This window comes from Thermomonas paludicola (assembly GCF_024498955.1).
GTDB classification, from domain to species: Bacteria; Pseudomonadota; Gammaproteobacteria; order Xanthomonadales; family Xanthomonadaceae; genus Thermomonas; species Thermomonas paludicola.
The window spans coordinates 1412820-1433861 of the sequence record NZ_CP093311.1 but is presented as its reverse complement, the minus strand read 5'-3'; the positions used below and the strand labels follow the sequence as shown (position 1 = coordinate 1433861).

Genomic DNA, 21042 nt, shown 5'->3' with positions numbered 1-21042 from the left:
GATGAACGGTCCGTTGAACATCACCGCTGAGTCACTGGCCGAAGAAGCGGCCAAGCTGCAGCGCAAGCTCGCTGCCGGCATCGGCACCCTGCGCGACATGGATGCCGGGGTGACGTTCGGGGTTACCCCGCGCGAGGAAGTCTGGCGCGACGGCAAGATGGTGCTGTATCGCTTTCGCGGCGAACGCGCGCCCACCGCCAAAATCCCGCTGCTGATCAGTTACGCGCTGGTCAACCGCCCGTACATGGTGGACTTGCAGGTCGACCGCTCGCTGGTCAAAGGCCTGCTGGAACGCGGCGAGGACGTGTACATCATCGATTGGGGCTATCCGGATCGTTCGGATCGTTTCCTCAACCTGGAGGATTACATCGAGCGCTTCATCGGCGGCGCGGTGGATTACCTGCGCAATGCACACGCGCTGGAGGCGATCAACCTGCTGGGCATCTGCCAGGGCGGTACGTTTGCGCTGTGCTATGCCGCGCTGCATCCGGGCAAGGTGAAAAACCTGATCACCATGGTCACGCCGGTGGACTTCCACACGCAGGACAACATGCTGTCCAACTGGAACCGCGAGATCGACGTGGACCTGCTGGTGGATACGCTGGGCAACGTGCCGGCCGACATGATGAATTTCACCTACCTGATGCTCAAGCCGTGGCGGCTGTTTGCACAGAAGTACGTGGGCATGGTGGACATCCTGGATGACCGCAGGGCGATGGAGGATTTCCTGCGGATGGAGAAGTGGATTTTCGATTCGCCCGACCAGGCCGGCGAGGCATTCCGCGAGTTCAGCAAGCAGTTCTTCCAGGAGAACCGCTTCGTCACCGGCGGCGCGAAGGTGGGCGACCGCGAGGTTCATTTGGGCTTGCTGGACATGCCGATCCTCAACATCTACGCGGAACAGGACCACCTGGTGCCGCCGGATGCCTCGCGCGCGCTGCACGGGCTGTGCGGCAGCGAGGACTACACAGAGCTGTCGTTCAAGGGTGGCCACATCGGCATCTACGTGTCCGGCCGCGCGCAGAAGGAAGTGCCGCAGACGATCCACGACTGGCTGGGCAAGCGGTCGCGCTGAGCATGCGCAGGCTGCCGCGCTGGCTGCTGCGCGCGGTGCAGTGCATCGGCATCGCCTGGGCGCTGCCGGTCAGCGCGCCGGGGCTGCTGGCCGGCGCGGCCGGGCTGGCGGCGGGCGCGCGCGTGCAGCTGAGCCGGCGCGATCTGGCCGTCGTGTTCCACCGGTTTCCCTGGGGCCCGGGTGGAGCGCTGACACTGGGCAACGTGATCCTGCATACCGGCGAGAGCCTCGAGCGCGCCTGCAACACCTATGCGCACGACGCCGGCCACGAGGCAGAGGCGTCGATCACCCTGGCCGACCACGAACGCGCGCATGTCTTCCAGGCCATGGCGCTGGGCGGGCTGTTTCTGCCGCTGTATGCGCTGTGCGGGGGCGTGTCGGCGCGCAACCCGTTTGAACGCGCGGCCGATCGCTACGCGCGGACCGGGCGTGGCTGGTGGCCTTGGGCGCGCGACCGTGCGCAGCAAAGCCGATGAACGGTGCCGCTGAATGCGCGGGCCTTAGCCATTTCCTAACAGGGCGGGGCGTACCTTGCCCTTGCCGGAGAAAAACTTCACGGCGCGCAAGTCGCCATGGAAAATCGCTCCGGTCACCGACCCGGTCCCCTCCAGGCGCAACGCCTGCGAGACCGGGTTTTTCTTGCATGATCAATCAACGCACGTAGCGTTCGACGTCGCCGACCAGTTGGCCTTCGCGGTTCACCACCACGCGTGCGCGGGTCTGTTCGAAATAGAAGCTGGCGCGATACAGGCCGGCGTCCTCGCCGGTGCCGCGTTCGCACAGCTGAGTGATTTTGCGCTGCTCCAGCAATTGCCGGAAGCGGCCATCATCCAGACCCAGCGCGCGCGCGATGGGCGCGGCATCGATCTCGATTTCAAACGTCGGATTGAGGTCGAAGGGGATGCCTTTGCCCATGGTCACGTGCTGCGGCGGGAAGCGGCCCACAGTTTCCGGCAGGGCAGGCGTGCAGGCCATGATCCGGGTCAATCCGGCGGTGCAAAAAACACAAGGGGCCAACGGCCCCTTGCGCGAGCGGCTGATTGCAGCCCGTCAGTTCGCGTCTTGCAGATCGCGCAGCTTGCGCGGCACGCTGGCGAAATAGGCAGCCACGTCGGCGATCTGCTGGTCGCTGAGACCCTTGGCCTGGGCAGCCATCACGTCGGCGGTGGCGCCTGCACGGGTGCCGCCGCGATATGCCTGCAAGGAGTGCGCGATGTAGTCGGCGTACTGGCCACCCAGCTTCGGGTACATGCCGTCGATCGGGGCGTTGCCTTCCGCACCATGGCAGGACACGCAGGCGGCGACGCCGGTGCCGCCCTTGGTGGCCAGCTCGAGGCCGGCCTTGATGTCGCCGGCAGGCAGGCCCGCGGATGAAGACGTGTGGGCCGCTGCGGCGTGTCCGCCCTCGGCGTTGCCGCCGCAGGCGGACAGAGCGAGGGCGCAGGTGACGGCAAGCAGGGTCATGGAAGTCTTGGTCATGGCTCGGCTCACTTGATGCTGGACAGGTAGGCGGCGATGTCGGCGATGTCCTGCTCGGAGAAGCTCTCCGCCTGCGCCTGCATCGTCGGGTGTTTGCGCTTGCCGGTCCGGTATTCGCCCAGCGCGTTGCGCAGGTAGGTTTCCGACTGCCCGCCAATCATGGGCACGTGGTAGCTGGGATAGGCGTTCTTGTAGCCGGTCAGTCCGTGGCAGCCGCGGCAGGTGTAGGTCAGGCCATGGCCCCGGGCGACATCGCCGACGGCCGGCGCGGCAGGGGCCGCAGCAGCAGGCGCGGGCGCTGCGGTGGTAGCGGGTGGGTCCTGCGCGGGAACGGCAAATGCCGTCAGGAGCAGGGCGAGGCTGGCGGCAATCGGCAGCGGTCGGATCATCTGGCTGTTCCGGATTGTGGATGGATCTGTTGTGGGATGAGTGCCGGTGTTGGGCATCCGTTCATCCGAGTATAGCGGTGAATGCGTTTCGCTTCATATGCGTCTCATCCGCATCGGCCAGCCGACGGAGATACGATCCGTTCCGGGCTGTCCGGCGTAGAAACCAGAAATGAGCGGATCCATGACCTTCGGCGCATGTCAGACATGGGCGGATAGGTGAGATACTTGACTACAACACCAACCATCAGTGATTTCCCCATGCTCAAGACCTTCCCGGCCACCGCCTTTCGCCCTGGTCGCACGCTCTTGCTTGCCGGCCTGAGCCTGTTTCTTGCCACCGGCCTGAGCGCCTGCAAGGGCGCCGGTCCAGGCGGCAAAATGGACCCAAAGCAGGACAGGGGCCCGGAAGCAGTCCCGGTGGAGGTGGCCGCCGTCAGCCGGCAGTCGATCACCGCCAGTTACAACGGCACTGCGCCGCTGGAGGCACGCGGCGAGGCGCAGGTGGTGGCCAAGACCTCGGGGATCGCGCTGAAGGTCCTGGCCGACGTCGGCCAGCACGTCAGCGCCGGGCAGACGCTGGTGTCGATTGACCGGGATCGCGCCGTGTTGCAGGAGGCGCAGGCCGAAGCGCAGGTGCGCAAGCTGGAAGCGAACTACCGCCGCGCCACCCAATTGGCCGAGCAGAAGATGGTCAGCGCCAATGACGTGGACCAGTTGCGCTTCGATCTGGACAACGCCCGCGCGCAGTTGCGCATGGCGCGACTGGAGTTGGCATACGGCAACGTCACCGCGCCGATCGCCGGGGTGGTGGCGTCGCGCGACATCAAACCCGGCAACTTCGTGCAGATCAACACGCCGATTTTCACCATCGTCGATACCTCGCAGCTTGAAGCCACCTTGAACGCACCCGAGCGCGAGATCGAAAAGCTCAAGCCGGGACAGGCCGTGGAGCTCACCGCCGATGCGTTGCCTGGCAAGACGTTTTCCGGACGCATCGACCGGGTTTCACCGGTGGTGGATGCCGGCAGCGGCACCTTCCGCGTGGTCTGCGCGTTCGCCGGCGATGATGTCCTGCAGCCTGGCATGTTCGGTCGCATCAAGATTCGCTACGACCAGCGCGCTGACGCATTGGTGATCCCGCGTATCGCGTTGCTGGACGACGACAGTGCTCCGGCGGTGTACGTGGTGCGCGCCGGCAAGGCGAACCGCGTGGCGCTCAAGCTTGGCTACGACGATGGCCCGTGGGTGGAAGTGCGCTCTGGCTTGCAGCAAGGCGACCAGGTCGTGGTGGCCGGCAAGGCGGCGCTGCGCGAGGGCAGTCCGGTCAAGGTGCTGAGTGGCGCCGATACGCAGGCCAAGCCGGCCAAGCAGGCGCAGGCCGCACGATGAGCCCGTCCGACATGCACGACCCCTTGCACTCGCCGGGCGGTTTCAGCCTGGTCGAGTTCGCCACGCGCCGGCGCGTCACCATCGCCATGATGACGGTGACGCTGGTGCTGTTCGGCCTGATTGCGCTGGGCGGCCTGAAGGTCAACCTGTTGCCGGACTTGAGCTATCCCACCTTGACCGTGCGCACGGACTACACCGGTGCCGCGCCCGCCGAGGTGGAAACGCTGATCTCGCAGCCTGCGGAAGAAGCGCTGGGTGTGGTCAAGGGCCTGCGCAAGCTGAAGTCGATCTCGCGCACCGGGCAGAGCGACGTGGTGCTGGAGTTCGCCTGGGGCACCAACATGGACCAGGCCAGCCTGGACGTGCGCGACAAGATGGAGTCGCTGCAGTTCCCGCTGGAGGCCAAGCCGCCGGTGCTGCTGCGCTTCAATCCGTCCACCCAGCCGATCATGCGGCTGGCGCTGTCGCCCAAGACGTCCGGCAATGCGGCCGATGCGATCCGTCAATTGATGGAGTTGCGCCGGTTCGCCGACGATGACCTCAAGCGCAAGCTCGAACCGGTGACGGGCGTGGCTGCGGTCAAGGTGGGCGGTGGCCTGGAAGATGAAGTGCAGGTGGACGTGGACCAGCGCAAGTTGGCCCAACTGGGCCTGAGCCTGGACACGGTGATCCAGCGCCTGCAGCAGGAAAACGTCAACGTCTCCGGCGGGCGCCTAGAAGAAGGCTCGCAGCGCTATCTGGTGCGCACGGTCAACCAGTTCGCCAACGTCGCCGAAATCGGCAACATGTTGCTCACCACGCGAGCCGCAGCCAGCGGCAACGGCAGCACCCAGCAGGCGATGCGCGTGGCGGCTGCCAGCGGCAACGCCAGCGTGATGGCAGCGCTGTCGCAGGGAGGCAGCGGTGATTCCGCCGGCTCCCAGGCGATCCGCCTGAAGGACGTGGCCGTGGTGCGCCAGGGTTACAAAGAGCGCGAGGCGATCATTCGCCTGAATGGCCGCGAGGCGGTGGAACTGGCGATCTACAAGGAAGGCGATGCCAACACCGTGGCCACCGCCGATGCGCTGGAGGCCAAGCTCAAGCAGATTCGCGAGCAGCTGCCCAGCGGCATCGAATTGACCACCATCGAAGACCAGTCGATCTTCATCCGCAATGCCATCCATGACGTGAAGGTGGATGGCGTGATCGGCGGCATCCTGTCGATCCTCATCATTTTCCTGTTCCTGCGCGACGGCTGGAGCACCTTCGTCATCTCGCTGTCGTTGCCGGTATCGATCATTGCCACCTTCTTCGTGATGGGCCAGCTTGGGCTGTCGCTGAACGTGATGTCGCTGGGTGGCCTGGCGCTGGCAACGGGTCTGGTGGTGGACGACTCCATCGTGGTGCTGGAATCCATCGCGAAAGCGCGCGAGCGGGGCTTGAGCATCCTCGATGCGGCGATCGCCGGTACGCGCGAGGTCAGCATGGCGGTGGTGGCCTCGACCTTGACCACGATCGCGGTATTCCTGCCGCTGGTCTTCGTGCAGGGCATCGCCGGCCAGCTGTTCCGCGACCAGGCCCTGACCGTGGCGATCGCCATCGCGGTGTCGCTGGTGGTGGCGATGACCTTGATCCCGATGCTCAGTGCGCTCAAGGGCCGCGCGCCGATGGGCTTTCCGGAGGAACAGAGGGCGCCGCGTTGGCAGCCGCAGCATGGCTGGCAGAAACCCGGCCACTACGCGGGGCGCGGCATTGGTGCGCTGATCCGTTACGGATTTTTCGCCGTCGTGTGGGCAATCGTGCGGATCTGGCGCGCTGCCGGCGCGGTGATCGGCCCGGTCATGCGCAAGGCCAGCGACCTGGCGATGCTGCCATATGCGCGCGCCGAGCGGGCCTACCTGCGCATCCTGCCGTCGGCGTTGGCACGGCCGGCGCCGCTGCTGGCGGTGGCCGGCATCGCGTTCGCGCTGACCCTGGCCGTGCTGCCCATGCTGGGCACCGATTTGATCCCGCAGTTGGCGCAGGACCGCTTCGACATGACCGCCAAGCTGCCGCCGGGCACGCCGCTGGCGCAGACCGATGCGTTGATCCAGCAGGTGCAGGCAGCGCACGCGAAGGATGCCGGAGTGCGCGTGCTGTACGGCGTCTCCGGCACGGGGACGCGGCTGGATGCCAGCCCCACCGAAAGCGGCGAAAACATCGGCAAGCTGTCGGTGGTGATGCAGGGCAACGACGCCGAGGCGCCGCTCACCGACGCGCTGCGCAAGACCATGCGCGAGCATCCGGGGGCACAGGTGGACTTCAGCCGTCCGGAACTGTTCAGCCTGTCGCCGCCGCTGGAAATCGAGGTGGAAGGACAGGATCTGGATGCGATCCGCGACGCCGGCGCAAAGCTGGCGAAGATGCTGCGCGCCAACGGCCACTATGCCGACGTGAAATCCACGGTGGAGCAGGGCTTTCCGGAAATCCAGATCGTGTTCGACCAGGACCGCGCGGCCGCGCTGGGCCTGACCACGCGCCAGGTCGCCGATGCGGTGGTGAAGAAGGTGCGCGGCGAAGTGGCCACGCGCTACAGCTTCCGGGATCGCAAGATCGACGTACTGGTGCGCGCCGAAGCGTCCGACCGCGCCTCGGTGGACGACATCCGGCGCCTGATCGTGAGTTCGGGCAAGGGCGCGCCGGTGGAGCTGGCGTCGGTGGCGACCGTCACCGCCACCAGCGGCCCCAGTGAAATCCACCGCGCCGATCATCGCCGGGTGGCCATCGTGTCGGCCAACCTGCGCGACATCGACCTGGGCACCGCGATCCGCGAAGTGGAGGCGATGGTGGCCGACAACCCGCTTGGCGTGGGCATCGGCATGCAGATCGGCGGCCAAGGCCAGGAGCTGGACGAGTCGCTGCGCTCGCTGCTGTTCGCCTTCGGCCTGGCGGTGTTCCTGGTCTATCTGGTGATGGCCTCGCAGTTCGAATCGCTGCTGCACCCGTTCGTGATCCTGTTCACCATCCCGCTGGCGCTGGTAGGCGCGGTGGCCGCGCTGCTGGTGACCCGTTCGGTGGTTTCGGTGGTGGTGTTCATCGGCTTGATCCTGTTGGTCGGCCTGGTGGTGAAAAACGCGATCATCCTGATCGACAAGGTCAACCAGTTGCGCGAAGAGGGCGTGGCCAAGCGCGCGGCGCTGGTCGAAGGCGCACGCTCGCGACTGCGCCCGATCATGATGACCACGCTGTGCGCGGTGTTCGGTTTCCTGCCGCTGGCGCTGGCGTTTGGCGATGGTGCAGAGGTGCGCAGCCCGATGGCGGTGACCGTGATCGGCGGCCTGCTGGTATCGACACTGCTGACCCTGTTGGTGATTCCGGTGGTGTACGACCTGCTGGATCGCAAGCCCGACGAGTTCTATGCCGAGCGTGGCCGGCGTGCGCGCAAGGATGCCGAGGCGGTGGCCGACGTGCTGGCGCACGAGCACGATGCGCTGGGCGCAAGCGGGCCGAACGGCGAGGCGAAGGTCTGACGCCATGAACATCACCGAGCTGTCCATCCGCCGCCCGGTCACCACCGTCATGCTTTTCGTGTCGATGGTGGTGATCGGCCTGATCGCGTCGTTCCGGCTGCCGCTGGAGTCGCAGCCAGAGGCCAGTGCGCCGTTCTTCTTCGTGCAGCTTCCCTATCCGGGGTCGAGCCCGGAGGAAGTGGAACGCAATCTGGTGCGTCCGGTCGAGGAAGCGTTGGCGACGATGTCCGGCATCAAGTCGATGAATGCCAACGCCAGCGCCGACGGCGGCGGCGTGTTCGTGCAGTTCAGCGATTGGGGGCGCGACATCGCGGTGGCGGCCTCCGAAGCGCGCGAGCGCATCGATGCCGTTCGCGACCAGCTGCCCGACGATTTCCGCCGCTACTTCGTGCGCCGCTGGAGTACCGGCGACCAGGAAGCCATCAGCCTGCGCCTGACCAGCAACGAGGATCTTTCCGCGCGCGGCGAATTGATCGACCAGAGCATCAAGCGGCGCCTGGAACGGCTCCCCGGCGTGGCGCGCATCGAGGTCGAGGGCGTGCCGGTGCAGGAAGTGGTGGTGGCGATCGAACCGGATCGCCTGACCGCCAATGGCGTGGTACTCAACGAGCTGGTCAGCCGCCTGCAGGCGGCCAATTTCTCGGTGTCGGCGGGCGAGATCACCGATGACGGGCGTCGCCTGCGCATCCAGCCCAAGGGCGAGTTGGCGGACTTGGAACAGCTGCGGGACATGCCGATCAACAACCGCGGCGTGCGCCTGGCCGACATTGCCGACGTGGCCCTGCGTCCGCAGCGCATGAGCTACGTGCGCCAGATCAACGGCCGCCCCAGCGTTGGCGTGGACATCTACAAGGAGCGCGCCGCCAACCTGGTGGATCTGTCGCACTCGGTGCAGACCGAGCTGGAAGCGCTGAAGCGCGACCCGGCCTTGAGCGGCGTGTCCATCGAAGTGACCGAAGACCAGGGCAAGGAGGTCGTCAGCTCGCTGCTGGCGTTGGCGGAAGCCGGCGCGATAGGCCTGCTGCTGTCGGTGGCGGTGCTGTACTTCTTCCTGCGCCACTGGCCGTCCACGCTGATGGTGACGACCGCCATCCCGATCTGTTTCATCATGACCCTCGGCTTCATGTACTTCGCCGGGATCACGCTCAACATCCTGTCGATGATGGGCCTGCTGCTGGCGGTGGGCATGCTGGTGGACAACGCGGTGGTGGTGGTGGAAAGCATCTACCAGGAACGCGAGAAATACCCCGGGCAGTCGCGTCTGGCTTCCATCATCGGGACGCGCCACGTGGCGATTGCGCTGTCGGCCGGCACGCTGTGCCACTGCATCGTGTTCCTGCCCATGATGTTCGGCGAAAAGAACATGCTGACCATCTACCTGACCCAGCTGGCGGTGACCATTTCGGTGTCGTTGCTGGCGTCGTGGCTGGTGGCCATCAGCCTGATCCCGATGCTGTCGGCGCGGATGAAGACGCCTCCGGCGCTGAAGTCGCCCTTCCTCACCGCGCTGCAGGCGCGCTACGCCAGGCTGCTGCGCTGGACGCTGGAACATCGTGGCTGGAGCGTGCTTGGCATCGTCTTGATCATTGCCGTCAGCATCGTGCCGATCACCCACAGCAAGGGTGATTCCGGCAACGACGATGACCCTACCCGGATCGGGATTTTCTATCAGTGGCAAGGCTCGTATTCCAAGGAGGAAATGGGCAAGGTGGTTGGCGAGGTGGAGAAGTACATCGCCGCCAACCGGCAGCACTTCGGCGTCAAGCAGGTGTACTCGCGCTACGCCGAGCAGGGCTGGGCCATGACCCAGGTGGAACTGACCGGCAAGGACGCGAAGAAGGCCAAGCAGGTGCAAGACGAGATTCGCGCCGGGCTGCCGAAGTCGGCCCGCGCCAATATCGGCATCGGTCGCCAGGGCGGCATGGGTGGCAGCGACCAGAGCATTTCCTTCAGTTTGACGGGGGATTCCACGCAGACGCTGAAAGAGCTGGCCGATGACGTCCTGCCCATGCTTGCCCGCAGCAAGCACCTGCGCGACGTGCGCGTGGATACCGGCGATGCCAACAGCGAGTTGGCGGTGCGGGTGAATCGCGAGCGCGCGGCCAGCTACGGTTTTTCCGCGCAGCAGGTGGCGCAGTTCGTGGGCATGGCCTTGCGCGGGGCGTCGCTGCGCGACTTCCAGCAGGGCGATGTGGAAATCCCGGTCAGCGTGCGCTTCAAGGACGCCGAGCACTACGGCCCCGCCGAACTGCAATCGTTCACCGTGCGCACACCGGATGGTCGCAGCGTGCCGCTGCTGGCGATGGTGGACGTGGGCATGCGCCCGTCGGCCAACACCATCCAGCGCATGAACCGGCAAACCATGCTGAAGGTGCAGGCCAGCCTTGCGCCCAAGGCCAGCCTGGAAGAGGCCAAGCAGGACATTGAAACCACGCTGAAAGCCATCGAATTCCCGCCCGGTTACAGCTACACGTTCGAGGGCGGCGGATTCGGCATGAACATCGACATGAACCAGCAAATGCTGCGCAATGTCGGCATCGCGCTGATCCTGATGTTCATCGTGATGGCGGCCGTGTTCGAGTCGCTGCTATTCCCGCTGGCGATCATGAGCTGCGTCTTGTTCTCGATCTTCGGCGTGTATTGGCTGCTGTGGCTGACCGGCACCGAGTTCAACATCATGGCCTTCATCGGCATCCTCGTGCTGATGGGCGTGGTGGTGAACAACGGCATCGTGATGATCGAGCACATCAACAACCTGCGCCGGCGCGGAATGCCACGCATCGATGCGCTGGTGGAAGGCAGCCGCGAACGCCTGCGGCCGATCATGATGACGATGGGAACCGCGATCCTGGCGATGGTGCCGATTGCGCTGTCCACCACGCAGGTGGCCGGCGAAGGCCCGCCGTACTATCCGATGGCGCGCGCGATTGCCGGCGGACTGGCGTTTTCCACCGTGGTCAGCCTGCTGTTCCTGCCGACCATTTACGCCATGCTAGATGACTTGCGTGCAGGCACGGCGCGATTGATTGCACGTGCCCGGATGACGCGGGCGCAGCGGGCCAGTGTCGGTGCAGCCTGATCATCCGCTTGCGATGTGATTTGGAATCGCTCGCTGCGGGCTGCTGCTTGGAATATCGCCCCTTGCCAAAGCTGCTGAAATGCTGATCGGCGCTCATCAGGAATGGGCGGGAGCTTCACGCGAACGTACAACCCGCTGAACGGGCTGCAGACGGGGCTGTGCGCGGGCGTGGACAGCTGCGATCTGGTGAAGGAGCTGTACAGCTGGGATGCGGCGGGCAATCTGAGCGCGCAGCAGAAGGAAGGGCGCTACATCGAGGCGTTCCAGTACGACGCGCTGAACCGGTTGACCACCGGCACCCTGGTGATGGTCAACGGCGTGACGACGAACACGCTGACCCAGTGGCAGCAGTACGACGCCTTGGGGAACATCTGCGCCAGGCTGTTCCGGGGCGCCACGACGGCGATGGGCTATGGTGGCCGCGCGGGGTGCGGGGCAACGACGACCAGCGGCAGCGGCGGCACGGGCTACGTGGGGCCGCACCGGCTGACGACTGCTTACGCAGCGGGCGGCAACTGGACGTACGCGTGGGATGCCCACGGCAACCAGACGGTGCGGGATGCGCCGGGCACGGTGAACGACCGGACGATCCAGTACAGCGTGGACGATCACGCCTACGAGATCGTGACCGGCAACGGCCAGCGGACGCGGTACTGGTACGGCGCGGACGGGCAGCGCTACAAGCGGGAGGATGCGGACGGCACCAGGACCTTGTACGTGGGCCAGGTGGAGGTGGTGCTCAACGGCGCCGGAACGACGTACCGGCGGAACATCGCGGGCGTGCTGATCAAGACGGACGGGGCGCAGCCGCAGGACGCGCGCTACGTGTTCACCGACCGGCTGGGGTCGGTGGTGAAGTACACCAACGCGCAGGGCGTGGTGGTGCAGCCGCAGGACTTTGATGGCTGGGGCCAGCGGCGCAACCCCACGGATCCGTCGCAGGCGGGAACGGCGCCGGTGTCGCCGCCGGGCCTGCGCGGGTTCACCGGGCACGAGATGGTGGACGGCCAGGACGTGATCCACATGAACGCGCGGCTGTACGACCCGATGCTGGGGCGGTTCCTGCAGGCCGATCCGCTGGTGCAGGCGCCGCAGAACCTGCAGAGCTGGAACGCGTACACCTACGTGTTGAACAACCCGTTGACGCTGATCGATCCGACGGGGATGTTCAGTTGGCGGAAGTTGCTGGGGGTGTTCGGGCAGATTCTGAACATCGTGTCGTACTTCATTACCGCGCTCAAGCCATTTGCCATGGCCTTCAACATCGTGATGGGCATGGCGAACGGGGGGATCAAGGGCGGGTTATTGGCTGCATTTGGATCGCAGATACCGGCTTTTGATCACTTCGCCACCAATCTCCTCGTCGGGACGCTGTATGGGGGCGTGAGTTCGATGGTGATGGGCGGGACGTTCAAGCAGGGGATAATGGGCTCGTTGAAATCCGCAGCGATCGGGATGGTGCTGGGGGCGATGGCGCAGGGGGTGAAGTCGAGGCAGACGGGGGGGAAGTATAAGAATGGGGCTGATACGGAGGTGGGGCATGCTGTAGTTGAATCGCCTTCTAGTAGCATGTCTAACAATGCCGACCAATCAGGAGTTAATGTTACTGATCCGCATGTTGGGAGTGCGGCAATGATGGCCGCAGACAAAGCGCTCGGAGACGACTTGGATATCACATATCCGTCTATGGATGCGGCCGCTATAGCTTGGTCCGATAAGGTTCAGCCCATTGCAAACAAGTTCGATACAGAGATTTCATCCAAATTTTTTAAGATCCGTGGTGGTTATCGAATTGGAGCCACTTTTAGCGACGGCGTGATTTGCTCAAGAAGTGCTCAATGCGGAGTATCTACACCACTTGCGTCTGATATTGATATATTTGGGGCGCAGCTCTCAGGTTATATTCACACTCATCCGGGAAATGCCAATTTTAGTGGCAATGATCTATCCATTGCTCATGGGTTCTTTAAACAAACCGGGATGCACCAAATGGCTTACGTATCTCTTCCGAACGGCCGGATATATTCTTGGTCAACCACCTCGTGGGCCAATACGCATCCGGGCTTTAGTGATTGGCAGAAATATAGTCAGTTTGCAAGGAGGGTGCGATGAAGTTGATCAATGATAGCCGCCTCATATTGGGAGGTATTTTTTTGTTGGTGTTACTAGCAATTGGGGGGGCGCGATGGATAGCCAAGAGTGATGTTCCTAATTCAACGCATGATGGCCGGTTTGACACGCGCTGCAACCCGTGGGGCGATGACGCATCGAGGGAATTCTGTGAGATTTCTTTTTACAGCTTAATCGCCAGGCCAGAGCAGTACCATGGGAGGATGATTGGAGTTACAGGTTTCTTAGTGAAAGACTTCGGGAAATTCGTCTTATTTCCTAGCCGGGAACATTATGAAGCTGGTATTAATGTGGAGGGTATAGAGGTGATTGGTGCTGTTCGGCGCGACAAGGGCGGGGAGGTTACTACGCAGCCTCCCGTCATTCCACAGGAAATTAGTTCTCTTGCACAGTCTGGAGGAGTTTTCCCGGTTTACATCGTCGGTTTATTTGATGCGAAGTATCTTGGTACTGGATCCGCCAGGCTCGGAGCTGTCCACTTTCATCATATGCTCTTAATGCAAAACATCCCTAAGGGTGAGAGCCAATAGTCACTTGAAAACAGGGGTCAGAGTCGACTTTCCTGGGATGCGGCGGAAATCCGGATCATGGGTGGGAGCTTCAAGCAAGGGATAATGGGCTCGTTGAAATCCGCAGCGATCGGGATGGTACTGGGGGCGATGGCGCAGGGGGTGAAGTCGCGGCAGACGGGGGGGAAGTATGCAAGTGGGGCAAGTACAGAGTCAGAGCGCAGAGCTACGGGCAGTCAAAAGGCGCAGTATGCCGAACCTGCGGCAGACACTATTCGAGATGACGTATGGTTGCAGGATAAGGTTAAGCAGAACGTATCCATTGACCCCGCTACCGGGGAAATGCTAATTAGGGTGCCTTATGCGCTTGAGCCGGGAACCAGTGTGGATATAGAGAATGATTTTGTTACGTCGGTCGAAGGTGCGCTTTCCAGAGATCACAAGAATGGAGTGTTTGATAGAAATCCAATTCGCTTGAAAGTTGATCTTGTGAGAGATGATGTGAATGGAATTTTCACGTTGGCGGCATGTTCGCCAGCAGAGTGTAATGCGACAAATGGAATTAGGGGCGCGGCCTCCTACAATGCGTCCAATAAACAGTATTCCCGCGTTGAGATACTTGGCGGAACAGGCTACGGAACATCTGTGCACGAGTTTCTGCATATGATGGGGCTCGGACATCAATTGAATGCAACAAGCAGCATCATGAGCTATCAGTTCGACACGAGAAGGTTGAAATACTCCGATGTGTCGAGGCTATACAATGCCTATAAGTAAATTTTCGAAATTCCTTGCGTTATTTGTGACCGCTTTTGTCATGGGGTGCTCGGCACGCTTGCCTGTCGCTAAGGCGGGTTCCCCGGTTCTTCCCCCACCTGAAGCGAGGCGATACATAGTTACTGAAAATCAAGCTGGGATAATGCTTTCTCGGGAAGGTCAAGCTGATTCTTTTGACTTAAGGGGCGATAATTTTCCCTGCCTATTGAAATATCTGAGATCAATTCCATTTTACATCTATGGCAATCAGACGTCGGTGGGCATATGGCATGCCATATCCCGTGCTGATGCTGTAGTCTGTGGGTACAGTCAAAATGGATGGATTGGTTCTTATTCAAAAAAAGATTTAATCGGGTTCGAAAACCCAGAATATGTAATGCTTTATTGGAGGGGTGATGTTGAAATCCTGATCGTGAGGCTGTCGATCAGTAAGGCCATTAGAATCGAAATGCTGCAAAACGGAAATGTGGAGGTGTCGTCAGTTATCTATTGACCTGATTATCCACTACCTCAGTTGCCAGGCCTTTCTCTGCCGGGGTTTCCCCATATTGACGTTATAAGCAGGGGGTATACGGGATCTGGGTTTTACCCTTCGCGGGAGATTTGGTATTGGCCGGCGGAAGGCGAGAAATGAATAAAATTATTATTTCTTTCGTTCTTCTTATGTGTACTGCGTGTACCTGCGGAGGTGGGGGTGGAGAAGCTGCCTGCATGGATGCGTTGTAACCTACTGCGTCGCTCCATTAGCTAGGATAATTTCTAATCCATCTGATTATGACGGATTGGTTGTGTCGGCAAAAGGGTATGTTGCGACGAGTGATAACGGCATTTCGTTACTGTTTTTAAATAAAGACGACGCGATGCATTCCACGCTAGGAAATTCAATCGAGTTACGAAGTATACAGGGTTCAGAGATTGGCTTAAAGCTAAAATCTTGGCCTGGAGGTTATCTTCGCGTATACGGTATTTATCACGCGACGCTTCAAAATGTGGGCTCTGTGTGGAGGGTGTCTGGATATATTTCAGATATTCATGCGATTGGAAATCACGACATAGATTCCGCATGGGATGTGCGCTCGGGCGAGGCCGCGAACCGGGATGCGGAACAGAAGGGTGCACCAGTTCCCTGACTCGCATGGCCACCGTAGATGGAAATGGTGTCATGACGATTAGTCAAGAATGGCTAGAGTCTGTCAAACAAACTGTGTATCCGAGTTTCATCACAGCGCATCCAGCAGCACGCGATTTTCGCCGAATACCAGCTGGAAGCCCTGTAACGCCGGTTTCCAGTGGTGGATGGATTTCGGCAGTAATGGTGCCAGAGATAAATTGAGTTGTTCATCATTCAAGCCGACACCGCTTCGCGATGCGGCTTAATTCGGATACTGCCGCTTGCGCCAATCATCCGCCCGTCAAGTTGACCTTCACCGACGCAGGCGGCGCGCAGCGCGCACGATTCGGTATCACGCAGGCGCGCGCGGCCATGCGTCGGCACTGTGCGCCAGCACGGCGGCGGATGCCGGCTTCAACTGCGAGCCGGCAGCCTGGCAGCGGACGCAGGAGACGGATGCGTGGGGCAACGTGGTCGGCGAGCTGCGCGCGGAAGGGGCGCGGATTCCGGTCACGCGGACGTACAACCCGCTGAACGGGCTGCAGACGGGGCTGTGCGCGGGCGTGGACAGCTGCGATCTGGTGAAGGAGCTGTACAGCTGGGATGCGGCGGGCAATCTGAGCGCGCAGCAGAAGGAAGGGCGCTATATCGAGGCGTTCCAGTACGACGCGCTGAACCGGTTGACCACCGGCACCCTGGTGATGGTCAACGGCGTGACGACGAACACGCTGACCCAGTGGCAGCAGTACGACGCCTTGGGGAACATCTGCGCCAAGCTGTTCCGGGGCGCCACGACGGCGATGGGCTATGGTGGCCGCGCGGGGTGCGGGGCAACGACGACCAGCGGCAGCGGCGGCACGGGCTACGTGGGGCCGCACCGGCTGACGACTGCTTACGCAGCGGGCGGCAACTGGACGTACGCGTGGGATGCCCACGGCAACCAGACGGTGCGGGATGCGCCGGGCACGGTGAACGACCGGACGATCCAGTACAGCGTGGACGATCACGCCTACGAGATCGTGACCGGCAACGGCCAGCGGACGCGGTACTGGTACGGCGCGGACGGGCAGCGCTACAAGCGGGAGGATGCGGACACCCCGCGACTGGGGCTTCGGGCTGTGCTTCACCATCAAAATTCAAGAAGCACAGGCGATTAGGGCTGCTGTCCGGTCGGCGGCTATTGCCGGGTAGCCATGCCAGGAGCGATGGCCACCACCATGCAAGGAATCGATCAAGTGGATTTTGCCTTTCGTAAACCATCAGGCGCGGGGGAGCGTCGTCAAGAAAACGCGGCATCTGGTGCATGCGCAATGCGGTTCATTCAAATATTTCCCTGAAGGGAAAGGGAATCACTATCAGTGCCCCTTGTCCAGGAACCGCTCCGCATCCAGCGCTGCCATGCAGCCAAAGCCGGCGGAGGTGATGGCCTGGCGATACACCTGGTCGGCCACGTCGCCTGCGGCGAACACGCCGGGGACGCTGGTCTGGGTGGCGTTGCCTTCCAGTCCGGTCTGGATCTTCAGGTAGCCATTCCGCATCTCCAACTGGCCTTCGAACAGCGCGGTATTGGGCGAGTGGCCGATGGCCACGAAGAAGCCCTGCACGTCGATGTCGCGGGTGCTGCCGTCGTGCGTTGATTTCAGGCGCATGCCTGTCACCCCGCTGTCATTGCCCAGCACTTCATCGACCGTATGGAACCAGACGGGTTCAATCTTGCCGGCCGCCACCTTCGCAAACAGCTTGTCCTGCATGATTTTTTCGGCGCGCAAGGTGTCGCGGCGATGCACCAGATAGACCTTGCGGGCGATGTTGGACAGGTACAGCGCCTCTTCCACGGCGGTATTGCCGCCGCCGATCACCGCGACATCCTGATCCTTGTAGAAAAAGCCATCGCAGGTGGCGCAGGCAGACACGCCGCGTCCCTTGAACGTTTCTTCCGAGGGGATGCCCAGGTACTTGGCAGTGGCGCCCGTGGCGATGATCAGCGCGTCGCAGGTGTACTCACCGCTGTCGCCGGCAAGCCGGAAGGGGCGCTGCGACAGGTCGGCGGTATGGATATGGTCGAACACCACCTCGGTCTCGAAGCGCTCGGCGTGCGCCTGCATCCGCGTCATCAAATCCGGCCCCATCAGCCCGTGCGCATCGCCCGGCCAATTGTCCACTTCGGTGGTGGTCATCAACTGGCCACCCATTTGCATGCCGGTGATGACCACGGGTTTGAGATTGGCGCGCGCCGCATAGACGGCAGCGGTCCAGCCGGCGGGGCCGGAGCCGAGGATGAGCAGGGGAATGTGTCTGTTGGAGGTCATGGGCTTGGCGTTCAGACCGGAATGGTCATGCAGGCCCATAGCTTGGCGGCGGGCAGCCGACAAGACAAGCCGCGGCTGTTGCAACGCAGCGACCCGCCTGATCGCATCGATTTTCATCTGCAAACGCCTTAAATGTCGTAATATCAATCTGATAGGGGAGTTTCCTGAGGCCTGAGCACAGGTGGCGAGAGCGGTATCCGAAGCCGGCAAGACCGGTCGTAGAGCGACAACCAAAACGTCCAGTGCAGGCGGGGCCGTGGCGCCGCGCCGGCATCGGTTGTGGCGTGACCTTGCCTTGATCGTGGTGGCGCCGCTGCTGCTGTATTTGCTGGCCTGCCTGTACACCTATTCGCCGGCCGACCCGGGGTTTGATCGCGATTCCAGTCTGCTTGCGCCGCTGCACAACATCGGTGGGCTGGCCGGCGCCTGGATCGCCAGTTTCCTGTTGTTCCTCTGCGGCTACGTGGCGTTCCTGTTGCCGCTGGTGCTGGGTGCGATTGCATGGATCGCGCTGTTCGGCATGGACAGTGAGGGCGATGGCGAGGCGGATCTGGGGCCAGCGCTGCGCTTGCTGGGGATCGTGGGGTTTCTGGTGGCTGCCTGCGGCTTGTTGAGCCTGCGCATCGCCGGCGGCAATGCGTTCTCGGCGGGCAGTGGCGGCGTGTTGGGGCGGCTGGTTGGCAATTCGCTGCACATGTTGTTCGGCCCGTTGGGCGCCAATCTGTTCCTGCTCAGCCTGCTGCTGATCTCGGTGACCCTGGCTACCGGGCTGTCCTGGCTGGCGGTGATGGATCGCCTTGGCGGTTGGGCGCTGGCGTTGCCGGGCTTGCTGCAGCGTGGCGCAAAGCAGGGGGCCAGGCAGGCCAGCGAGTGGAGCGAGGCACGCACGCTGCGCGAGGAACGCGGCGAGGCGCGCAAGGCCGATTCCGAGATTCGCCTGCGCCGTGAGAAGGTGAGGATCGAGCCCCCGGCAGCGCCGCAGGTGGAAAAAAGCGAGCGCGCCAAGCGCGAACAGCAGATCCCGCTGTTCAATGCCGACGATGGCTCCGGCATCCCGCCGCTGGCGTTGCTGGACGATCCCAAACCGCAGCCCAAGGGTTACGACGCGCAGACCCTGGAAACGCTGTCGCGGCAGATCGAGTTCAAGCTGAAGGACTTCCGCATCGATGCCGAGGTGGTCGGCGCCTATCCTGGCCCCGTGATCACCCGCTTCGAAGTGCAGCCGGCGCCGGGCGTGAAGGTCAGCCAGATTTCCTCGCTGGACAAGGACATCGCCCGCGGGCTCAGCGTGAAGTCGGTGCGCGTGGTGGACGTGATTCCCGGCAAGTCGGTGATCGGTCTGGAAACCCCGAACACCCATCGCGAGATGATTTACCTGTCGGAGCTGCTGCGCTCGAAGGAATACGACAAGTCGGCCAGCGCGCTGACCCTGGCATTGGGCAAGGACATCGGCGGCAAGCCGATCGTGGCCGACCTGGCGCGCATGCCGCATTTGCTGGTGGCTGGCACTACCGGTTCCGGCAAGTCGGTGGCGGTCAACGCGATGGTGTTGAGCCTGCTGTACAAGGCCTCGGCACGCGACGTGCGGATCTTGATGATCGACCCGAAGATGCTGGAGCTGTCTGTCTATCAGGGGATTCCGCACCTGCTGGCGCCGGTGGTCACCGACATGAAGGAGGCCGCCAATGGCCTGCGTTGGTGCGTGGCCGAAATGGAGCGCCGCTACAAGCTGATGAGCGCCGTGGGCGTGCGCAACCTGGCCGGCTTCAACAAGAAAGTGCGCGACGCCATCGACGCGGGACAGCCGATGCTGGACCCGTTGTTCAAGCCCAATCCGGAGTTGAACGAAGCGCCGCCAACGCTGGAACCGTTGCCCTTCATCGTCGTGTTCATCGACGAATTCGCCGACATGATGATGGTGGTCGGCAAGAAGGTGGAGGAACTCATCGCGCGCCTCGCGCAGAAGGCGCGCGCCGCCGGCATCCACCTGATCCTGGCCACGCAGCGGCCGTCGGTGGACGTGATTACCGGGCTGATCAAGGCCAATATCCCGACCCGCATCGCGTTTCAGGTCAGCAGCAAGATCGATTCCCGCACCATCCTCGACCAGAGCGGTGCCGAAACGCTGCTGGGGCACGGCGACATGCTGTACCTGCCACCGGGCACGGCGATGCCGGAGCGCGTGCACGGCGCATTCGTCTCGGACGAGGAAGTGCATCGCGTGGTGGAACACCTCAAGCAGCTGGGTGGAGCGGATTACATTGAAGGCGTGCTGGAAGAGGCGCAGACCATGTATGACGGCAGCAGCGTGGGCGCCAACGGCCTGCCGGAAGCGGCGGTCAACGATGACCCCGAGGCCGATCCGCTGTACGACCAGGCCGTGCAGATCGTCACCGAAACCCGCCGTGCCTCGATCTCCGGCGTGCAGCGCCGGCTGAAAATCGGCTACAACCGTGCGGCGCGCCTGGTGGAAGCGATGGAAGCGGCCGGCATCGTCAGCACCCCCGAGCACAACGGCGACCGCACGGTGCTGGCACCGCCACCGCCGCGTGGCTGACGCCCCGCGCTGTGCCAGCCCGCATTCAGCCACGTTTCGCAAGACTGCAGCATCACGTTGCAGGAGAACTCGCATGAACGACATCGTCACCACCACACTGGCGGCCACGCTGTTGCTGGCCACCAATCTTGCCAATGCCGGCGCGCGCGATGAGCTCAATGCGTTTACCCACGGTTTGAAGGGGCTGGACGGGCAGTTCAGCCAGCAGGTGTTCGATGCGCGCGGCAAGCAAAAAGAGGCGTCCAGCGGGCGCGTGGCAGTGGCTGCGCCGCGGCTGTTCCGCTGGGAATACCTGAAGCCGTATGCGCAACTGATCGTGGCCGATGGCAATGCCGTGTGGGTGTATGACCCGGATCTGGCGCAGGCCAGCAAGCGTGCGCAGGGGGCGGAAGAGGCCAACAGCCCGCTGGCCATCCTGCTGAATCCCGCACGGCTGGACCACGATTTCAGTGTCAGGGAAACCGGCATGCAAGGTGGGGTGGATTGGCTGGAACTGACCCCGCGCAATGCCGATGCGTCGTTCAAGTCGGCCCGGCTTGGCTTCAGTGCCGGCAGTCTGTCGCGGCTGGACTACGTGGATGCGCTGGGGCAACGCACCGTCATCGCGTTTTCCGCGTGGCAGCGCAATCCGTCCTTCGCCAGGAACACCTTCGTGTTCGTGCCGGCCACGGGCGTGGACGTGATCGGCAACTGATCCGTCGCGGGGCGTGCGACGCCGGCGCGTAGAATTGCCGGGTGACCCAGCCCCGC

The 21042-nt window shown here is 62.8% G+C and carries 16 protein-coding genes; 11 read left to right on the top strand and 5 right to left on the bottom strand.

Annotated features, from left to right (window positions below; genetic code table 11):
* Position 1 precedes the first annotated feature (1 nt).
* Positions 2-1075: a class III poly(R)-hydroxyalkanoic acid synthase subunit PhaC gene (locus LIW09_RS06690; RefSeq protein WP_256644884.1), complete on the top strand. Its 1074-nt coding sequence runs from the start codon at positions 2-4 to the stop codon at positions 1073-1075.
* A gap of 2 nt (positions 1076-1077) precedes the next feature.
* Entirely contained in the window at positions 1078-1551 is a 474-nt protein-coding gene (locus LIW09_RS06685) for a hypothetical protein (protein ID WP_256644883.1), read from the top strand.
* Between the two features lie 175 nt (positions 1552-1726).
* Here the strand turns inward: LIW09_RS06685 and LIW09_RS06680 are convergent, their stop codons facing one another.
* The 3 genes from LIW09_RS06680 to LIW09_RS06670 all read right to left on the bottom strand — a co-directional run bounded on the left by LIW09_RS06680 (position 1727) and on the right by LIW09_RS06670 (position 2940).
* Positions 1727-2050 (bottom strand): DUF6522 family protein, encoded by a 324-nt coding sequence (locus tag LIW09_RS06680; protein ID WP_256644882.1) that lies wholly within the window; start codon positions 2048-2050, stop codon positions 1727-1729.
* A 75-nt stretch (positions 2051-2125) separates the two neighbouring features.
* On the bottom strand, positions 2126-2554 hold the full coding sequence (locus LIW09_RS06675; protein WP_256644881.1) for a c-type cytochrome: 429 nt from the start codon (positions 2552-2554) through the stop codon (positions 2126-2128).
* Positions 2555-2562: 8 nt separating this feature from the next.
* Positions 2563-2940, bottom strand: a complete 378-nt coding sequence (locus LIW09_RS06670) for a c-type cytochrome (protein ID WP_256647172.1) — start codon at positions 2938-2940, stop codon at positions 2563-2565.
* A 261-nt stretch (positions 2941-3201) separates the two neighbouring features.
* Here LIW09_RS06670 and LIW09_RS06665 point away from each other — a divergent pair, with 261 nt between their 5' ends.
* The 6 genes from LIW09_RS06665 to LIW09_RS06640 all read left to right on the top strand — a co-directional run bounded on the left by LIW09_RS06665 (position 3202) and on the right by LIW09_RS06640 (position 14315).
* The gene (locus LIW09_RS06665; protein ID WP_256644880.1) at positions 3202-4332 is read left to right on the top strand and encodes an efflux RND transporter periplasmic adaptor subunit; all 1131 of its coding nucleotides are present in this window, start codon (positions 3202-3204) and stop codon (positions 4330-4332) included.
* Positions 4329-7820 carry an efflux RND transporter permease subunit gene (locus LIW09_RS06660; protein WP_256644879.1) on the top strand — a complete coding sequence of 1164 codons (3492 nt, stop codon included), beginning with the start codon at positions 4329-4331 and terminating at the stop codon, positions 7818-7820. The genes LIW09_RS06665 and LIW09_RS06660 overlap by 4 nt, the downstream gene beginning before the upstream one ends.
* Before the next feature lie 4 nt (positions 7821-7824).
* The gene (locus LIW09_RS06655) at positions 7825-10899 is read left to right on the top strand and encodes an efflux RND transporter permease subunit (protein WP_256644878.1); all 3075 of its coding nucleotides are present in this window, start codon (positions 7825-7827) and stop codon (positions 10897-10899) included.
* 102 nt (positions 10900-11001) lie between these two features.
* The gene (locus LIW09_RS06650; protein WP_256644877.1) at positions 11002-13011 is read left to right on the top strand and encodes an RHS repeat domain-containing protein; all 2010 of its coding nucleotides are present in this window, start codon (positions 11002-11004) and stop codon (positions 13009-13011) included.
* A complete protein-coding gene (locus tag LIW09_RS06645; protein WP_256644876.1) occupies positions 13008-13559 on the top strand; it encodes a hypothetical protein in 552 nt (183 codons plus the stop codon). Before LIW09_RS06650 ends, LIW09_RS06645 begins: the two co-directional genes overlap by 4 nt.
* 84 nt (positions 13560-13643) lie before the next feature.
* Positions 13644-14315, top strand: a complete 672-nt coding sequence (locus LIW09_RS06640; protein ID WP_256644875.1) for a hypothetical protein — start codon at positions 13644-13646, stop codon at positions 14313-14315.
* 1220 nt (positions 14316-15535) lie between these two features.
* Here the strand turns inward: LIW09_RS06640 and LIW09_RS06635 are convergent.
* The gene (locus LIW09_RS06635; RefSeq protein WP_256644874.1) at positions 15536-15664 is read right to left on the bottom strand and encodes a hypothetical protein; all 129 of its coding nucleotides are present in this window, start codon (positions 15662-15664) and stop codon (positions 15536-15538) included.
* 232 nt (positions 15665-15896) lie between these two features.
* Between LIW09_RS06635 and LIW09_RS06630 the strand changes: the two genes are divergently transcribed.
* On the top strand, positions 15897-16583 hold the full coding sequence (locus LIW09_RS06630; protein ID WP_256644873.1) for a hypothetical protein: 687 nt from the start codon (positions 15897-15899) through the stop codon (positions 16581-16583).
* A gap of 198 nt (positions 16584-16781) precedes the next feature.
* Here the strand turns inward: LIW09_RS06630 and trxB are convergent, their stop codons facing one another.
* Positions 16782-17735 carry a thioredoxin-disulfide reductase gene (trxB, locus tag LIW09_RS06625; RefSeq protein ID WP_256644872.1) on the bottom strand — a complete coding sequence of 318 codons (954 nt, stop codon included), beginning with the start codon at positions 17733-17735 and terminating at the stop codon, positions 16782-16784.
* 181 nt (positions 17736-17916) lie between these two features.
* Here trxB and LIW09_RS06620 point away from each other — a divergent pair, with 181 nt between their 5' ends.
* The gene (locus tag LIW09_RS06620; RefSeq protein ID WP_256644871.1) at positions 17917-20292 is read left to right on the top strand and encodes a DNA translocase FtsK; all 2376 of its coding nucleotides are present in this window, start codon (positions 17917-17919) and stop codon (positions 20290-20292) included.
* A gap of 73 nt (positions 20293-20365) precedes the next feature.
* Complete coding sequence (lolA, locus tag LIW09_RS06615) at positions 20366-20986, top strand: outer membrane lipoprotein periplasmic chaperone LolA (RefSeq protein ID WP_256644870.1); 621 nt, start codon at positions 20366-20368, stop codon at positions 20984-20986.
* Positions 20987-21042: the final 56 nt, after the last annotated feature.